Origin of the sequence: Pseudoalteromonas sp. SG44-5 (genome assembly GCF_014164175.1) — a bacterium.
Classification (GTDB): Bacteria; Pseudomonadota; Gammaproteobacteria; order Enterobacterales; family Alteromonadaceae; genus Pseudoalteromonas; species Pseudoalteromonas nigrifaciens.
Genome location: NZ_JACJES010000015.1, coordinates 19845 through 37576, shown reverse-complemented (window position 1 = coordinate 37576; position 17732 = coordinate 19845). Strand labels below are relative to the sequence as shown.

At 41.9% G+C, this 17732-nt stretch carries 15 protein-coding genes and 7 tRNA genes; 10 read left to right on the top strand and 12 right to left on the bottom strand.

What is annotated here, in order from left to right; all coding sequences use genetic code 11:
* Positions 1–42 precede the first annotated feature (42 nt).
* From cmoA to H5079_RS13590, 5 genes are all read left to right on the top strand, one after another.
* Positions 43–768, top strand: coding sequence for a carboxy-S-adenosyl-L-methionine synthase CmoA (gene cmoA / locus H5079_RS13610; protein ID WP_011328611.1), 726 nt, complete (start codon positions 43–45; stop codon positions 766–768).
* Positions 769–784: 16 nt separating this feature from the next.
* Entirely contained in the window at positions 785–1753 is a 969-nt protein-coding gene (cmoB, locus tag H5079_RS13605; RefSeq protein ID WP_182678564.1) for a tRNA 5-methoxyuridine(34)/uridine 5-oxyacetic acid(34) synthase CmoB, read from the top strand.
* Between the two features lie 189 nt (positions 1754–1942).
* The gene (purM, locus tag H5079_RS13600) at positions 1943–2995 is read left to right on the top strand and encodes a phosphoribosylformylglycinamidine cyclo-ligase (RefSeq protein WP_182684283.1); all 1053 of its coding nucleotides are present in this window, start codon (positions 1943–1945) and stop codon (positions 2993–2995) included.
* Positions 2995–3642, top strand: coding sequence for a phosphoribosylglycinamide formyltransferase (gene purN, locus H5079_RS13595; protein ID WP_011328614.1), 648 nt, complete (start codon positions 2995–2997; stop codon positions 3640–3642). Before purM ends, purN begins: the two co-directional genes overlap by 1 nt.
* Entirely contained in the window at positions 3587–4393 is an 807-nt protein-coding gene (locus tag H5079_RS13590) for a DUF3108 domain-containing protein (protein ID WP_080516814.1), read from the top strand. The genes purN and H5079_RS13590 overlap by 56 nt, the downstream gene beginning before the upstream one ends.
* Positions 4394–4527: 134 nt before the next feature.
* Here H5079_RS13590 and H5079_RS13585 read toward each other — a convergent pair whose 3' ends face one another.
* On the bottom strand, positions 4528–4962 hold the full coding sequence (locus H5079_RS13585) for a PACE efflux transporter (protein ID WP_011328616.1): 435 nt from the start codon (positions 4960–4962) through the stop codon (positions 4528–4530).
* A 115-nt stretch (positions 4963–5077) separates the two neighbouring features.
* The gene (locus H5079_RS13580) at positions 5078–5842 is read right to left on the bottom strand and encodes a class II glutamine amidotransferase (protein ID WP_011328617.1); all 765 of its coding nucleotides are present in this window, start codon (positions 5840–5842) and stop codon (positions 5078–5080) included.
* Positions 5843–6154: 312 nt separating this feature from the next.
* Between H5079_RS13580 and fadE the strand changes: the two genes are divergently transcribed.
* Positions 6155–8614: an acyl-CoA dehydrogenase FadE gene (gene fadE, locus H5079_RS13575; RefSeq protein WP_011328618.1), complete on the top strand. Its 2460-nt coding sequence runs from the start codon at positions 6155–6157 to the stop codon at positions 8612–8614.
* 191 nt (positions 8615–8805) lie between these two features.
* Positions 8806–10746 carry a S9 family peptidase gene (locus H5079_RS13570; RefSeq protein WP_182684282.1) on the top strand — a complete coding sequence of 647 codons (1941 nt, stop codon included), beginning with the start codon at positions 8806–8808 and terminating at the stop codon, positions 10744–10746.
* 108 nt (positions 10747–10854) lie between these two features.
* On the opposite strand, the gene H5079_RS13565 is transcribed toward H5079_RS13570, so the two are convergent.
* From H5079_RS13565 to dnaQ, 9 genes are all read right to left on the bottom strand, one after another.
* Positions 10855–10931, bottom strand: a tRNA-Asp gene (locus tag H5079_RS13565).
* A gap of 54 nt (positions 10932–10985) precedes the next feature.
* Positions 10986–11062 (bottom strand) — tRNA-Asp (locus H5079_RS13560).
* 47 nt (positions 11063–11109) lie between these two features.
* Positions 11110–11186 (bottom strand) — tRNA-Asp (locus H5079_RS13555).
* Positions 11187–11224: 38 nt separating this feature from the next.
* Positions 11225–11301, bottom strand: a tRNA-Asp gene (locus tag H5079_RS13550).
* A gap of 33 nt (positions 11302–11334) precedes the next feature.
* Positions 11335–11411, bottom strand: a tRNA-Asp gene (locus H5079_RS13545).
* A gap of 41 nt (positions 11412–11452) precedes the next feature.
* Positions 11453–11529, bottom strand: a tRNA-Asp gene (locus tag H5079_RS13540).
* 26 nt (positions 11530–11555) lie between these two features.
* Positions 11556–11632, bottom strand: a tRNA-Asp gene (locus tag H5079_RS13535).
* Positions 11633–11730: 98 nt separating this feature from the next.
* Positions 11731–13101, bottom strand: coding sequence for a TIGR03503 family protein (locus H5079_RS13530; protein WP_182684281.1), 1371 nt, complete (start codon positions 13099–13101; stop codon positions 11731–11733).
* A gap of 9 nt (positions 13102–13110) precedes the next feature.
* Complete coding sequence (dnaQ, locus tag H5079_RS13525; protein WP_086999245.1) at positions 13111–13824, bottom strand: DNA polymerase III subunit epsilon; 714 nt, start codon at positions 13822–13824, stop codon at positions 13111–13113.
* 68 nt (positions 13825–13892) lie between these two features.
* Between dnaQ and rnhA the strand changes: the two genes are divergently transcribed.
* Positions 13893–14357 carry a ribonuclease HI gene (gene rnhA, locus H5079_RS13520; RefSeq protein WP_182684280.1) on the top strand — a complete coding sequence of 155 codons (465 nt, stop codon included), beginning with the start codon at positions 13893–13895 and terminating at the stop codon, positions 14355–14357.
* A gap of 21 nt (positions 14358–14378) precedes the next feature.
* Here rnhA and H5079_RS13515 read toward each other — a convergent pair whose 3' ends face one another.
* Complete coding sequence (locus H5079_RS13515; protein WP_011328624.1) at positions 14379–15146, bottom strand: class I SAM-dependent methyltransferase; 768 nt, start codon at positions 15144–15146, stop codon at positions 14379–14381.
* A gap of 53 nt (positions 15147–15199) precedes the next feature.
* On the opposite strand from H5079_RS13515, the gene gloB reads away from it, so the two are divergent.
* Both gloB and H5079_RS13505 read left to right on the top strand, forming a co-directional pair.
* Positions 15200–15973 carry a hydroxyacylglutathione hydrolase gene (gloB, locus tag H5079_RS13510; protein ID WP_182684279.1) on the top strand — a complete coding sequence of 258 codons (774 nt, stop codon included), beginning with the start codon at positions 15200–15202 and terminating at the stop codon, positions 15971–15973.
* 156 nt (positions 15974–16129) lie between these two features.
* The gene (locus tag H5079_RS13505) at positions 16130–17713 is read left to right on the top strand and encodes a LysM peptidoglycan-binding domain-containing protein (RefSeq protein WP_011328626.1); all 1584 of its coding nucleotides are present in this window, start codon (positions 16130–16132) and stop codon (positions 17711–17713) included.
* Positions 17714–17732 lie beyond the last annotated feature (19 nt).

Here is a 17732-nt window from a genome sequence, read left to right as displayed (position 1 = left end):
AAATGTTAAAATAGCGCCATTATTTTCAAAGAGACTGGCTTCGTGACCATTAAAGACAGTATTTATGCCTCTGAGCAACAAGTTAAAGACTTTAGTTTTGATCAAAACGTAGTCGAAGTTTTTCCTGATATGATCCAGCGCTCTGTGCCGGGTTACGCCACTATAGTAAGTACTATGGGTAAACTTGCCGGTGAGTATGCGCAAAGTAACTCTAACCTTTACGATTTAGGCTGCTCGCTGGGCGCGGTTACATTAAGTATGCGCCGTAATATTCGCACCGATAACTGCCATATTATTGCAGTCGATAATTCACAAGCTATGGTTGAGCGTTGTAAGGTACATTTACAAGGCTTTAAGTCAGAAGTACCGGTTACCGTTACTTTAGGCGACATTAACGAGCTTGAAATTCAAAATGCTTCAGTGGTGGCAATGAACTTTACGCTGCAGTTTATTCCGCATGCACAGCGCCAAGCCGTGCTTGAAAAAATATACGCCAACTTAAAACCCGGCGGTGTATTGCTGCTGAGCGAAAAAATAAAAGCCGAAAACGAGCTGTGCGATAATTTACTAATTGACCTACACCACGACTTTAAACGCCATAATGGGTATTCGGAGCTTGAAATAAGTCAAAAGCGCACCGCTATTGAAAACGTAATGCGCCCAGATACGCTAAGCACGCACTTTACCCGCTTAAAAGACATTGGCTTTAGCCAAACTCAGGCGTGGTACCAATGTTTTAATTTTTGCTCAATGATCGCAATTAAATAAAGAGAGTAAGTAATTTATGTCTCAATGGTTTAACCAATTTTACGCCGCTATTGCCCAAAGCCCACTTAGTCACTGGCTAGAAACTCTGCCTGCGCAATTAAAACATTGGCAGTTAGAGGCAAGTCATGGCGACTTACCACAGTGGCAAAAAGTGCTTAAAAATTTACCTGAGGTTAAAACTCAGCATGTTGATATTACTACTCAGGTAAAAATTGGCACTCCGGGTGAAATGACCGATGGTGAGCAAAAACAAACCCTGCATTTGTTAAAGCGCATGATGCCATGGCGCAAAGGCCCATTTAGTGTTCACGGTATTGAAATAGATACAGAGTGGCGCAGCGATTGGAAATGGGATCGCCTGCTTCCACATATTGAGCCACTCAAAGGCCGCACAGTATTAGATATTGGCTGCGGCTCGGGCTATCATTTATGGCGTATGCGCGGTGAAGGCGCTCAGTTTGTAGTAGGCATTGACCCTTCTGACTTATTTTTGTGTCAGTTTCAAGCTATAAAACACTTTAATCCCGACGAAAACGTACACTTATTACCACTGGGTGTTGAGGCACTACCCGAGTTAAAAGCATTTGATACGGTATTTTCGATGGGGGTACTTTATCACCGCCGCTCGCCTATCGACTTTTTAGCGCAATTAAAAGCACAACTGCGCCCCGGTGGCGAGCTGGTACTAGAAACCTTAGTCATTGAAGGCGACGAAAATACAGTGCTTGTACCCACTGATCGCTATGCAAAAATGCGTAATGTATGGTTTATTCCAAGCACTGCGGCATTAAAACTGTGGATGGAGCGCGTGGGCTTTAAAAACGTACAAATTAAAGACTGCGCAATTACTACGCTAGATGAGCAACGCAAAACAGCTTGGATGGAAAACGAATCGTTAGTCGACTTTTTAGATCCAAACGACACCAGTAAAACCATTGAAGGTTACCCAGCACCACTACGTGCTATTTTAACTGCTAAAGCATAGCGTTAACGGCAACATCAGCAAACAATAAAAAACGCCTACGGGCGTTTTTTTGTTTATTTAGCCAGCAATTAGCGGACAAGTGTCCTGTTAATTATTTCAATACTATATTTACGCTAGCCGCGGTTACGCAATTGTTGTAAAATACGCGCGTTTCTAAGCAACCCAAAACAACTATTTTGAGGAAAACCTGTGAGCGAACAAAAACAGTCTCTAAGCTATAAAGACGCGGGCGTAGATATCGACGCTGGTAATGCACTTGTTGAGCGTATTAAAGGTGTGGTTAAAAAAACTCGTCGTCCTGAAGTAATGGGCGGTATTGGTGGTTTTGGCGCACTTTGCGAAATTCCAGCAGGTTATAAGCAACCAGTATTAGTTGCCGGCACTGATGGTGTGGGTACTAAGTTACGTTTAGCTATCGATCTTAAAAAGCACGACACTGTAGGTATCGACTTGGTCGCTATGTGTGTAAACGATTTAATTGTTCAAGGTGCTGAACCGCTGTTTTTCCTAGATTACTATGCAACAGGTAAGCTAGACGTAGACACTGCCGCAGACGTAGTAACCGGCATTGGTAAAGGCTGTGAAATTTCTGGCTGTGCCCTTATTGGTGGCGAAACCGCAGAAATGCCTGGTATGTACGACGGCGAAGACTACGATATGGCTGGTTTTTGTACCGGTGTTGTAGAAAAATCAAAAATTATTGATGGCACTAAAGTAGCCGCGGGCGATCAACTTATTGCCCTTGCTTCAAGTGGTCCGCATTCAAATGGTTTCTCACTAATTCGCAAAGTACTTGAAGTATCTAACGCAGATACAAGCGCTGATTTTGAAGGCAAAACATTAGGCGAAACATTGCTTGAACCTACTCGCATTTACGTTAAACCACTGCTTGAGTTATTCAAGCACGTTGACGTACACGCGCTTTCGCACATTACCGGTGGCGGCTTTTGGGAAAATATCCCACGCGTATTACCTGCCTCTGCAAAAGCAGTAGTAAAAGGCGATAGCTGGCAGTGGCCACCTATTTTTAACTGGTTACAAGAAAACGGTAACATTACTACGCATGAAATGTACCGCACATTTAACTGTGGTGTAGGCATGGTATTAGTTGTTCCAGCCGACAAACTTGAGCAAAGTTTGAGCATACTAAAAGACTTGGGCGAAAACGCATGGCACCTTGGTGAAATTCAAGACGCAGCGCCTGGCGAAGAGCAAGTTGAAATTGTAGGTGGTGCTAAGTAATGGCACCCACTCGTCTTGTAGTTTTAATCTCAGGCGGTGGCTCTAATTTACAAGCCATTATTGATGCCTGTGAAAGTGGCGAGATAAATGCGCAAATAGCGGCTGTTATTAGTAACAAAGCAGACGCTTATGGCCTTGAACGTGCTAAGCAAGCAGGCATTGCTACACAAGTGCTGAGTCATAAAGATTTTGACTCGCGCGAGGCCTACGATACACAGTTAATGAGCATCATTGACTCTTTTATACCGAATCTAGTTGTATTAGCTGGGTTTATGCGTATTCTTACTCCTAACTTGGTGCAAAAATATATTGGAAAAATGTTGAACATTCATCCATCTTTGTTGCCTAAGTACCAGGGGCTGAATACCCACCAAAGAGCAATTGATGCAAATGATGATGTTCATGGCGTAAGTGTTCATTTTGTAACTGAAGAGCTAGACGGAGGTCCGGTTATACTTCAGGCAAAAGTACCTGTACTCAAGGATGATACAGCAGACACATTAGCAAAACGCGTGCACGAACAAGAGCATATAATTTATCCTTTGGTGGTCAAGTGGTTCAGTGAACACAGACTAACTATGGAAGCAGATTATGCAGTTCTTGACGAAACAAAACTTCCTGCACACGGCGCGCAGTACCCACAATAAAAAAATAAGTGCCCTGCTATTATGTGTGGGCACTTTACTTCCAACTAGCCTTATTGCCGGCGAATTGACACAGTACGAAGCTAAGTATGATATTTTACGCAAAGGTAAAAATCATGGTGAAGCCGTGCGTGAACTCAAAAAGATAAGTGACGATAACTACGAGTTAACCTATCACAGCAATATTGAGTGGATGATTTTTTCTGACTCACGCCAGGAAACCTCTAAATTTACCTTTAAAGATGGCAAAGTGAGCCCGCATCATTATTCAATGATCCGTACCGGCACTGGTCCTGATAAAGATTACAATATTGATTTTGACGCACAAAAAAAAGTCGTTAACAGTAGCCGCAGCGAATACCCGCTTGAGTGCGAATGGACTGATGACTTTCAAGATGCTATTTCGTATCAGGTACAAGTGCGCGAAGGTTTGAAAAAAGGCGAAACCAGTTTTTCATTCCCGTTAATCGATAAAAAAGGTAATCGCCGCGACTACAATTTTGAAGTTGTTGCAACAGAGATGATTTCATTACCTATCGGCAACGTAGAAGCAATTAAAGTAAAACGCTTATACGATAATGACAAACGCCAAGCACTTGCTTGGTTTGCACCAGAAATGGATTACATGTTAGTGCGTATGTGGAAAGGTGAAAAAGGAATGGAACAATTTGAAGTGCAAATAAACTCATTTACCGTGACAACACCTGTCATTGCCCCACCTGCTGATATTAAAAAAGTAACAAGCCCAGAGTAAGCAATTATTTTTAGCTACAAATGGCTTTATTACTATTAGTTTATATCTTTATTACTATTAGTTTATATAAAGCGCGATGCAAATCGCGCTTTTTTTATACGTTTTTCGCGATTAAATCTAAAAGTTAAGCTTTATTATGCTTCACTTTGCTGCTGCGCAGAAGCTGGCAAGCCAAAAACTCGATCGAACGCCCATGTAAAAACAATTGCATAAACAAAAAAGAATATAAAAAATCCAAGGTTCGCTATAAACGCACTAAGCACTGAAATTTTCAACCACAGCGCCATAACCGGCACTAAAATTAAAACAAGGCCACCTTCAAAGCCAATTCCGTGTAATAAGCGACGATTGAATGAGCGACCTTTTATTGTTTGCTGGGACTCCCAGCGCTCAAATAACGCATTAAATACATAGTTCCAGCTAAGTGCTACGCTGGATAATACAAAAGCGAGGCCTATCGCCGAAGTGGCTGATTTATCAAACATAAAACTTATAATAGGGCCAACAAAAGCAATGGCAAATAATTCATACAACACAGCTTGTAGAATACGGCGTTTTTTAGGAGTCATAATATAATTCCGATAATAAATAATGTACTGGGTCAGCTCAATATAAAAGCCCGCGTCTACTTTACTACAATAATTTTTAGCGCTCTCAACTAAGCGCTAAAGGCAAAAAACAAGCTTAAATCAATTCACCCATCTTAAATAATACAAACTCACCCGGCTGCATTTTTTTCCAGCGCTCGTCGTTAGTCAGTGGTTTTGTTGCTATAACACTAACAATATCGTTGGGCGTGGTTTCTTCGTTAAAATCGACCACCATGTCAGCATCAATCAAGGTCGCTTTTCCAAAGGGCGCACGGCGAGTTATGTAATGTAAGTTATTGGTACAGTAAGCTAAAACAAATACGCCATCGGTCAGCAGCATATTAAAAACGCCCTTTTCACGCAGTGTATGCGAAAGCGTTGCTGCATAACGAAATACCGATGCCATATCCTCTGGCTTATTTGGGTACTTAGTGCGTATTTGATCCAGCAGCCAGCAAAAAGCCAACTCGCTGTCAGTATCGCCAACAGGTCGGTAATGATCAGGCTTTAAATCATGGTAATTAGATAACTGGCCGTTATGCGCATAAGTAATTTCGCGCCCCCACAGTTCACGCGTAAACGGGTGCGTGTTTTCAAGGCATACTTTACCGCGGTTACCTTGGCGAATATGGCTAATAACTGACACACTTTTAATCGGGTATGCTTTAACTAACTTCGCTATTTCTGACTGGTAGCTCGGCTGCGGATCTTTAAAGGTTCTGCAGCCTTTGCCTTCGTAAAATGTAATACCCCACCCATCTCTATGTGGCCCAGTATTACCGCCGCGCTCCAGCAGCCCCGAAAAACTAAAACAAATATCTGTAGGCACATTCGCCGACATGCCAAGCAATTCACACATAAAATAAATAACCTTTAAACCACGTATTAATAAATAACGTTATATTTTTATATTAAGCGTACACTATTTAGTTGTGTGTACGGGCGTCTATATTTACTTAAAAAATAACATTTTACTATTAGATTAAATTTTTTTTGTCGCTATGAATGCATAGACTAAAGCTGTAACTTACTTTATTAACGCTGACTCTATTAAATGAGCTGCTTTTTTACGGTTATTTCGATTAAAATTTAACTACGTAAGGTACTTGAAACTTAGCGTTACTAACGCTACTCTAACTAAGGTGGTCTGACCTCTAATAAGGAATTAGCAATGACACTCATATTTACACTCGGTTTAATCGCACTGCTCAGCGCAGCGGTTTACCACAGAGCAAGTTGGAACACCGCACTTGGTGTTTCTATTGCAACATTATTAATTGGTACCTTTGCGGGTGCTTTTGGTTTAATTAGTTGGATAATATTTTTAATTATAGCGGTGCCTCTCTCTGTTACTGGTATTCGCCAGCAATATATTGTTAAGCCTCTTTTTACTATGTTTAAAAAAGTAACGCCTAGCATGTCTGATACTGAAAAGTCAGCCATTGATGCCGGTACAACATGGTGGGAAGCTGATTTATTTTGTGGTAACCCAGATTGGAAAAAGTTACACCAATATCCAGTGCCTAAGCTAACTATTGAAGAACAAGCCTTTATCGATGGCCCTGTTGAAGTAGTGTGTAGTATGCTCGATGACTGGGAAGCAACACACGAACTTACCGATCTTCCTCAAGATGTATGGCAATACCTAAAAGATAACAAATTTTTTGCCATGATCATCAAAAAAGAATATGGCGGTTTACAGTTCTCAGCATTTGCACAGTCGTGCGTACTACAAAAGCTAACCAGTAAATCAACCTTACTTTCGTCAATTGTTGGCGTACCAAACTCATTAGGCCCTGGTGAATTACTCCAGCACTATGGAACAAAAGAGCAAAAAGACCATTACTTACCGCGCCTTGCCAGTGGCCAAGAAATTCCATGTTTTGCATTAACCTCGCCAGAAGCAGGTTCTGATGCAAGCTCAATTCCAGACTACGGTGTAGTATGTAAAGGACAATGGAAAGGTGAAGAAGTTGTAGGTGTTAGCCTTACATGGAACAAGCGTTATATTACGCTTGCACCTGTGGCTACGGTACTAGGGCTTGCATTTAAATTACAAGATCCTGATGGTTTAATTGGTGATAATAAAGAGCCTGGCATTACCTGTGCACTTATTCCAACCGATACTCCAGGGGTTGAAATTGGTCGTCGCCACTTCCCGCTTAATGTGCCGTTTCAAAATGGTCCTACGCAGGGTAAAGATATATTCGTACCGCTTGATTACATTATTGGTGGGCCAGATATGGCAGGCCAAGGCTGGCGTATGCTGGTTGAGTGTTTATCGGTTGGCCGTGCAATTACATTGCCGTCAAACTCAGCCGGTGGCATTAAAATGATTGCTGTTGCAACCGGTGCCTACAGCCGTATTCGTCGCCAGTTCCGCTTACCTATTGGTAAAATGGAAGGCGTTGAAGAGTCGTTAGCAAAACTTGCTGGTTATGCATATAGCTCTGATGCTGCAGTAAGCATGTCTACCGGTGCGGTAGATTTAGGCGAAAAACCTTCGGTTGTTTCGGCTATTATTAAATACCACCTTACAGAACAAATGCGTGACTCTACCCTGCACGCCATGGACGTACTTGGCGGTAAGGGCATCATGCTTGGGCCAAATAACTATTTAGGCCGTGGTTATCAAGGTGCACCTATTGCGATTACCGTTGAAGGTGCCAACATTTTGACCCGTAATATGATTATTTATGGTCAAGGTGCAATTCGCTGTCACCCGTTTGTACTTACCGAACTAGGTGCGTGCGAAATTGAAGACCGTGAAGAAGCGCTAAACGTATTTGATAAAGCATTAATGGGTCACATTGGCTTTACCATGTCTAACCTTGTGCGCACTAAATGGCTCGCGTTAACGGGTGCTCGTTTTACAAGTGTGCCGTACAAAGACGAAACCGCTGAGTTTTACCGTATAGCGTCGCGCTTTAGTGCATCACTTGCACTTATGTCTGACATTAGCATGGCAGTATTTGGTGGCTCACTAAAACGTAAAGAGCGTATTTCTGCTCGCTTAGGTGACTTACTAAGCTACCTATACTTAGTGTCTGCAACGCTTAAACGTTATAACGACGAAGGCCGTAAAAAAGAAGACTTCCCGTTAGTACAGTGGAGCTGTCAAGATCACCTGTATCATTGTCAACGCGCACTTGCTGATTTAATTAATAACATGCCTTCTGCTCCACTGCGTGGCGTATTAAAAGTATTGTTATTCCCGTTTGGCCGTCCGGTTCGTAAACCTACCGACCAACTTGAACACAAATTAGCGCAAATACTACAAGTACCTAGCGAAACGCGTAATCGTTTGGCAAGCTATGTGTATTTAACAAATGAGCCGCTTAACCTTGTAGGCCGTCAAGAGCAAACGCTTAAAGACGTACTTGAAGTTGAGCCATTATTTGACCGTGTATGTAAAGAAAAAGGCCTTAAACTGCCATTCTTTCAGCTTGATAAAGTAGCGCAAATGGGTCTTGAGGCTGGTATTTTAAGCCAAGCAGAAGCTGACAAGTTAGCAGCTGTAGAACAAGCTCGTTTAGACGTTATAAACGTTGACGACTTTGATCCTGCTGATTTACTCGCTGGTAAAGCAGCTCGTAATAATAAACCTAAAAAAACTGATGCCGCTAAATAAGCCCAGCATCTACTTTTAAGTTATAAAAGCCAGCACATTATGTGCTGGCTTTTTTATGTGTAAGATTTTGATACACTATTGTTGTACATAAAACCAGCTGCTCATTGCGTTTAAAAACTGTTCAGGTAAAACTGCTATAAATACTTTAACCTAAATTCGGGTTATAAAAACAACAGTGAAGGAACGTAACAATGAAGCAAATTATTAAACTTACAATAATTACATGCGCAGTCACCCTAGCGCTCTCTGGTTGCAGTGAATCAACCAACTCATCCTCATATACAGCCCCGCTAACCAGCTCTAAAACGCATGTAGAAGAACTGAGCTCCTACTCAGCTGAAACATTTTTTGATACCACCTCAATTATGGGGAGTAGCTTTTCACCTCATGGCGATAAAATTTTAGTCAGTAGTGATGAAAGTGGCATTTACAGCCTATATGAGGTTAATGTCCAAACAGGCGGCAAAACTCGCTTAACCGATTTTACCGACAGTACCTACCCTATCCGCTATTTTCCAAATGATGAGCGAGTGTTGTTTACCAAAGACACGGGCGGTAACGAACGCTTTCATATTTATGTACGCGAAACTGACGGCACAGTAAAAGACTTAACCCCAGGGGATGAAACCCGTGCTAGTTTCGCCGGCTTCACTAAAAATGCCAGCCAATTTTTTATTACCAGCAATCAGCGTGATGCTAAGTTTATGGATTTATATCGCGTTAATAGTAAAACCTATAAAGTGACGCCTGTTTATCAAAATACTTTAGGACTAAATGTAGGTGCAATAAGCCCAAATGGTCGTTTTATTGCGCTGTCTAAAAGTAATAGCAACAAAGACAGCGATACCTTTATTTTAGATACTTATACTAAAACACTAAAGCCACAGTTAATTTCAAAACACCATACACCTGCTCAATACAGCCCTGAAACCTTCTCTGCCGATAACAAATACTTATACTACTCTACAGACGCTAAAGGTGAGTTTTCGCAGATGTGGCGTTATGACCTAGCTTCTGGCGAGCACAGCCCAGCTTTAGCCGATGACTGGGACGTAAGCTTTATTTATTTTTCAACGTCGGAGCGCTACCAGGTAAGTGGTGTGAACGCCGATGCCAGCACTAAAGTAACCGTGATCGATACGCAAACGAATAAAGAAATTGCCATGCCTAAGCTACCGGCAGGTAATTTACGGGGTGTGAGCTTTTCAGCTGATGAGCAAAGCATGGCCTTTTATTTAAATTCAGACACTGCACCTAGTAATTTATTTGTATGGCAAGTAGGCAGTAATAACTCGCAGCAATTAACTAATACCCTCAGTAAAAAAATTAATCAAAACGATTTAGTGCAAAGCACTATAGTACGCTTTAAGAGCTTTGATGGTTTAGAAATACCAGGTGTTTTATATAAACCCAAGCAAGCGAGTAGCACCAACAAAGTGCCTGCGTTAATTTGGGTGCACGGTGGGCCAGGCGGACAAAGCCGTACCGGTTATAGTGCGATGCAACAGCATTTGGTAAATCATGGTTATGCCATTTTTGCAGTTAATAATCGAGGCAGCTCGGGCTATGGTAAAACCTTTTTTCATTTAGATGATAAAAAGCACGGCACCGATGACCTACAAGATATTGTATACGGCAAAAAACATTTACAGAGCTTAGAGTGGGTCGATACCGATAAAATTGGCATTATGGGTGGTAGCTATGGCGGCTTTATGACCGCGGCAGCCCTTGCCTTTGAACCCGAAGAGTTTAAAGTTGGGATTAATATTTTTGGAGTAACCAACTGGGTACGTACACTTAATTCTATTCCACCTTGGTGGGAGAGCTTTAAAAAGTCGCTGTACGACGAAATGGGCGATCCGGCAACAGACGGTGATCGTCACCGCGCCATTTCACCGTTATTCCACGCTAGAAACATCATCAAGCCACTTATGGTTATTCAAGGCGCTAACGATCCGCGCGTGTTACAAGTTGAAAGTGATGAGCTTGTAGCTGCAGTTAAAGCCAATGGCGTACCAGTTGAGTATGTATTGTTTGACGATGAAGGTCATGGTTTTAGCAAAAAAGAAAATCGGATCACGGCATCAAACGCTTACTTGAAATTTTTAGAGCAGTATTTAAAAGCTGAATAAGTTTGCACTGATTAATTTATGCCTGCATTTTTGTGGGCTTTTTTATGTGCTAAGAAATGTAATTTATGATTTTGATTGTATTTAACTTGTTATTGAGGAAATAACAAGTGGCGGAGTGGACGGGACTCGAACCCGCGACCCCCGGCGTGACAGGCCGGTATTCTAACCAACTGAACTACCACTCCGCAGTGGTATGTGCATGGGGTAATGCACTTACTAATTTTGTTACTGATATCAAATGGCGGAGTGGACGGGACTCGAACCCGCGACCCCCGGCGTGACAGGCCGGTATTCTAACCAACTGAACTACCACTCCGCAGAGATATCATATTACTTTTACTTTACTTGTATTACTTAATTTGTTGGCGGAGTGGACGGGACTCGAACCCGCGACCCCCGGCGTGACAGGCCGGTATTCTAACCAACTGAACTACCACTCCAGCATACAAATTTTATACTATAACAATGTTTAAATAGTTGGCGGAGTGGACGGGACTCGAACCCGCGACCCCCGGCGTGACAGGCCGGTATTCTAACCAACTGAACTACCACTCCAGCGTATATTTAAACTGTTATCTTTTTTCTTATTGGCGGAGTGGACGGGACTCGAACCCGCGACCCCCGGCGTGACAGGCCGGTATTCTAACCAACTGAACTACCACTCCAGAATAAGAATATGTTTTACAACCATATGTTGTGTAAGCGTTGGCGGAGTGGACGGGACTCGAACCCGCGACCCCCGGCGTGACAGGCCGGTATTCTAACCAACTGAACTACCACTCCAGTTTTGCTTACAAGTTTTCGAAAATTGGCGGAGTGGACGGGACTCGAACCCGCGACCCCCGGCGTGACAGGCCGGTATTCTAACCAACTGAACTACCACTCCACATTTTCGTTGCTGTTTGAGTCTCCCCTGACAGCGGCGTGAATAATACGAACCAGCCCCTATTTCGTCAAGGGCTTTTTCGCTTTTATTTAGGTTTTTTAGTCATCTGTCATCGAAAGGTTTAAAATTTCACCGCTTTTGTCATTTTTTGAGCCGTTTTTAGTACTTTGCTTTTTTTCAGAATTACCAACATCGTCATTTGTTGTTGTCTTTTTATTTATAAAAGGCAGCTTCACTTTAAATTTAAGCGATTTTTTCTGTACAAAAATACGAATTGCCAGCCAACCCATTAATAAAACGCACAGATTTCCAACAATAATTAAGCTGAGTAAAACCCAATTCGCTATTTTTTCTGCTACGGGTTCACTCTCAATCATTAAATCAGGTGGAATTATGGTCGCTGGATCAACTGCTGGTACCGCTTCTATTGGGCGTGCAATTTCAAATTTGTACGTTGGCAGCGTTGCCATAAACTCACGACCCTTTATATTTGTGCCAAAAATAGACAGCTCGACACTATATCGACCCCAACCATAATTTTTAATTGCTAACTGCCTCGTATGTTGTGCATCCGACTCTATACTAAACATTTGCTCTTCGTTATTAGGGTAGTAAATTTTACCCTGCATAATTACGGTTTCTGGCTTAACTATTGTGTCATCTAAATTAATAGCTAAAAGGTGCTCGTTACTTTCTTGCTCTGCTAACGTCATGTCGTAACTTACTGGGGCAGAATGTACCACAATGCTGCTTTGCACTATTCGACGTTGTAATAAGGGGGTTGCTATGTAGAGTTCGGGGATCCATTCTCCTTCGGGAAAGTCTAATTTAAACTCGCCCGTAAAAACGCCATCGTTTGGGCGTTCGTCAAACCCTCGGCCATCATCTTTAAATTCAGCGACTTCTTGAGTACTGGCTCCAAAATTAGCAGCCTCTGCATTATTAGTACTTACAAAATCAACATTTAAGGTAACGACATCTCTAAATAGATTGGCATTTATGGGAGCACCGTCATTTAAAATTTTTCCGATGATTTTTATTGTCTCGCCTCGAAACAGCATTTCCGGTAACGGCTCTGCCTCAAGTGATACCTGGCCTAATACGACAATGCGGCTGTCGGGTAAGATATTACCTATAACTTGCCAAGGGCCAGCCATGGGGTTGCGTATGGTAACCAAATCATAACTAAGCTCGTCATGCCAACTTAAGTCAGGGTTTTTAACTGATTCGGTAGCAAAATATTTACTGCCATCGGGCCTTACTAAAATAACAGCCGGTGAGCCTGGTTTTCTAAAAAAAAGTAAGGTTATTTCAGCTACTTTACTATCAATACGAAAACGATTATCTAATAAAGGGATTTCATTTTGCCTCCCATCACGCTTTAGTACTTCAACTTGTTTAACGCCATATGCGCTGGTTGCAAAAAAACTAGCAGATACTAATGCGATTACCAAATAAAAGGTTTTCATAATATGGCCTTAATCAGCGCGCCATATACAGTGGCCGCCTTCATTATTAACAATATCTAATCGTGCTTCGTGTGCAGCTTGTTCTGCCTCACTGGCGCTTAATACTACAAGAGGTGCTCTTTGGGCGCTTAAGCGTCGTATTCCGCCTTTTTGCTGTTCGGTATCGTCATTTTTGTTTTGATTCAAATTTAGCTTAACTTGTCCGCCAGTCATTGCTAGGTAAACGTCGGCTAATATTTCAGAATCCAGTAATGCGCCGTGCAATGTTCGCTTAGCGTTATCTACGTCGTAACGACGGCATAACGCATCTAGGTTGTTCTTTTGTCCTGGATGCAAGTCACGCGCCATTTTAAGCGTGTCGAGTACTTGACAGAAAGTGGCCGTTTTAGGATAGCCCTGGTTAAGCAGAGAAAATTCGTTATCCATATGGCCAATATCGAACGGCGCATTATGAATAACCAGTTCTGCACCCTTAATATAATCAAAAAACTCTTGAGCAATTTGATGAAACAGTGGTTTATCACGTAAAAACTCATTAGTGATACCGTGAACGTCTATTGCTTCTTCTTCACTGTTGCGCTGCGGGTTAATATACACATGAAAGTTATTGCCGGTTAAGCGGCGATTTACTAATTCAACACACCCGATTTCGATAATACGATGCCCTTGTTTAGGGTCGATGCCGGTGGTTTCTGTATCTAAAACTATTTGTCTGCGTGCCATATCGAATTAATCCTGACTCTGGTATCTTTCTATAATCACTTTATTGTACATAATATCAAGGTAAAACAGTGGAAAAAACCGTAGAGATTTATACCGATGGTTCGTGTTTAGGTAATCCAGGCCCCGGTGGTTATGGTATATTCATGATTTATAACGAACATGAAAAAAAATTGAGTCAAGGTTATAAACTAACAACTAATAATCGCATGGAAATGCTGGGGGCAATTGTGGCTCTGGAAGTATTAACTCGCCCATGTGTTATTAATATCACTACCGATAGCCAATATGTGAAACAAGGTATTGAGTCTTGGATCACGAATTGGAAAAAGCGCGGCTGGTTAACCTCAGCTAAAAAACCAGTAAAAAATGTCGACTTATGGAAACGCCTCGATTTAGCGTGCGCTAAACACACCGTAACCTGGAAATGGGTTAAAGGGCATAGCGGTCATAAATACAATGAAATTGTAGATGACTTAGCGCGCGATGCCGCTGGCAGTAAAGATTTACTCGATGATGTAGGTTATCAATCTTAAAGCTGATTAGCACATACCAAATTACTTTTTATTTTGCTCACAATGCTTTAAGTGTTGCTTTGAGGTTTGTCTAAGGCCCCCTTCTACTGTTGTAAAGCGCGGGCGAGCATGCCATTTAGGTTTAATGGGTGTGAGCGGTGCAACACGTTTACGTGCCACCAGCATGTAAACACTGCCCATAGGTTTTAAGTATTGTTTGGTAAAGCTACGCCAAAACGCAAAACGCGACAATCTATTACCTCGCGCCAGTGATGAGTAAATAAAGCGCTCATCACTCACTATTTCAAACCCCAATAAATTAAGCCAATCTTTAACCCGTGCAGGGGTAAAAAAACGCCCTGTCCATGGCAGTTTCTGGCCACTAAATGGCAGTAATTGGGCAAGCCCACATAAACTAAACGGATTAAAGCCTGTTACCACAATATACCCACCTGGAATTAAAGTGCGATGTGCTTCGCGTAAAATATGGTGAGGATCTGAGTGATACTCTAAGCAATGGCTTAAAATACATGCATCAATAGTGTGCTCATAAAATGGTAATTCGTCTATATCGGCAATAACGCCGGTGTGAGCGCCCGCTTGCGCTACGCACACTTGGTGTTTTATTAAACATTTACTGGTGTTTAGCTCGCCACTCAAACTACCTAACTTAAGCATATGGTAGCCAAACATACGGGGGAGCCACGGCGCTAATTTACGTTCAATCTCACAGCGTAAATAATCCCCATGAGGAAACTGCTGCCATGACAACGGTTTAGGTCCTTCTTGAAAACTAAGGGCTGGTTTCATTTTATGAGCTCGTTATACTAGGTGTTAACTGTCACTTTATAGAGCAACGTTACATGGTGCAAGTCAAAGCAATTAAAGCCTTTTCAGATAATTATATTTGGTGCTTAACTACAAGCAATAATGCGCAAGCTTGGGTAGTCGATCCGGGCCAAGCAGAGCCAGTACTTGATTATTTGGCGCAGCATAATTTAACCTTGGCGGGTATTTTAATTACCCATCATCATTACGACCATACCGATGGCGTAGCAAAGCTGGTTAGCGAAAACCCAAATATTGCTGTATACGGCCCAACTAACAGCCCGTTTAAGGGGATTACTCAGCAACTTACTGATGGCCAAAGTATTACAGTGCTTAATACTGCTTTTAATATTATAGCGACACCCGGGCATACTCTAGATCATATTTGTTATGTTAATGAACAACTTGCCTTTACTGGTGATACTTTATTTAGTGGTGGTTGTGGGCGTTTATTTGAAGGCTCTGCAGAGCAAATGTGGCACTCGTTTAATAAACTGCGCGAATTACCTGCTGATTGCAAAGTTTACTGTACTCACGAATACACTCAAGCTAACCTCGCTTTTGCAACAGCCATTGAACCGCGTAACCCAGAGCTACTTGCCTATAGTAAAAGAGTAGATGAACTGCGCAGCAAAAATGAAATTACTTTACCAAGCACTATCGGCCAAGAGCTAAAAATAAACCCCTTTATGCGCAGCGATTTACCTAACATTACTGAACTATTACCAAAAGAATTTTGCTCGGTTACAAAAAACAATGAACCTTGGGAAAACTTTGCGGGTCTGAGAAAGTTCAAAGACCATTTTTAATCCGCTAACCAATAGCCACATGTACTTTTTGTTTAGCAATCAAAAAGTTAAAATTAGCATTTGATTATTGCTAAGTGTTTTAAAAGGTCACAAGTGGCAATGTTAGCTCATAACGGGTAGTATTCGCCGAGTTTTTTACCCCATGTATTGGTATTTATGAATAAATCCCCCCTATTACTGGTTTTAGTATTAGCACTAAGCGGCTGTCAAACGTTAACAAACGAAAACACTGACTCGCAAGCCGCAACTCAAGCAAATAAGCAGCTTGGAGGCGCAAGTCCACACGATATTAGCAATGCATTAATGAGCAGCGCCAAGTATCAACACGTTAAAGATACTGACACTGAAGCACCTATTTTTGATGATGTATGGGAGCGTATTCGTTACCAGCTTTCAATAGAGGTGCCGCAAAATCGCCCCGTAGTTACCGAGCGTAACTATTATGCAAAGCACCAATCTTATTTAAATCGTATTTCGAAGCGTGCCGAACCTTATTTGCATTTTATTGTTGAAGAAATAGAAAAACGTGAAATGCCTATCGAAATTGCACTGCTGCCTATTGTAGAGAGTGCTTTTGATCCGTTTGGTTACTCGCATCGCACGGCGTCGGGTATTTGGCAATTTATGCCACAAACCGGTGAGCGTTTCGATTTAAAGCAAAACTGGTGGTATGACGGGCGTCGCGACATAGTACAATCAACTCGCGCTGCGCTTGATTACTTGTCGTATTTACACAAAACCCTTGAGGGCGATTGGCTCAATGCCATTGCAGCTTATAACTCGGGTGAAGGTCGTTTGTTGCGCGCGATTAAAAAGAATCGCAAAAAACACTTGCCGACCGATTTTTGGTCACTTGATTTACCTAGCGAAACCACCGCCTATGTACCAAAATTATTAGCACTGGCCGACTTATTAAAGCGCTCAGATGACTTTAACGTGACGTGGAATCCTATTATAAATGCACAAGTTGTTGAAGTAGTTGAAATTGGTTCGCAAATTGACTTAGCACTCGCTGCAGAAATGGCCGATATAACACTCACTGAGTTGTATAGGTTAAACCCTGGTTTTAATCGTTGGGCAACCGATCCTAATGGCCCGCATTCTTTACTATTACCGGTTGATAAAGCTGAGCAGTTTAGTCAAAAATTAGCTAATACTGATATTAAAAACCGCTTACGCTGGCAGCAATATACAGTTGAGCGTGGCGACAGTTTATCGGTTATTGCCAAAAAGTTTACCACCAGCACCAGTGCAATCCGATCATTAAATAAGTTAAGCTCAAATACAATTAGAGTCGGTCAGCAACTATTAGTGCCACTAACTGATGGCGCAATTAATAGCGAACATTTACCAGAGCAAATGCGCTCTGCGGCTAATAATACCAGCCGTACTAAGCTTTCGCATACGGTTAAAAGTGGTGATACGCTGTGGGATATTAGTCGTGAATACGATGTCACTATGGATGAGCTTGCAAAGTGGAATAAGCTGAAGAAAAGCGCCACATTGCGTTTAAATCAAAAGCTAACGGTATATAAATCTGCTAATAAAGCAAAGACAGCAGCAAACACTACGCATCGTACAATTACGTATAAAGTGCGCCGTGGTGATTCGTTAGCGCGTATTGCGTCTAAGTTTAACTTAACTGTAAACGACATTATAAAGTGGAATAGTTTAGCCGGACAAAAGTATTTACAGCCGGGGCAAAAGCTTAAATTAAAAGTAGATGTTAGAAGCAGTTAAACTGCAACAGGTAAAACTA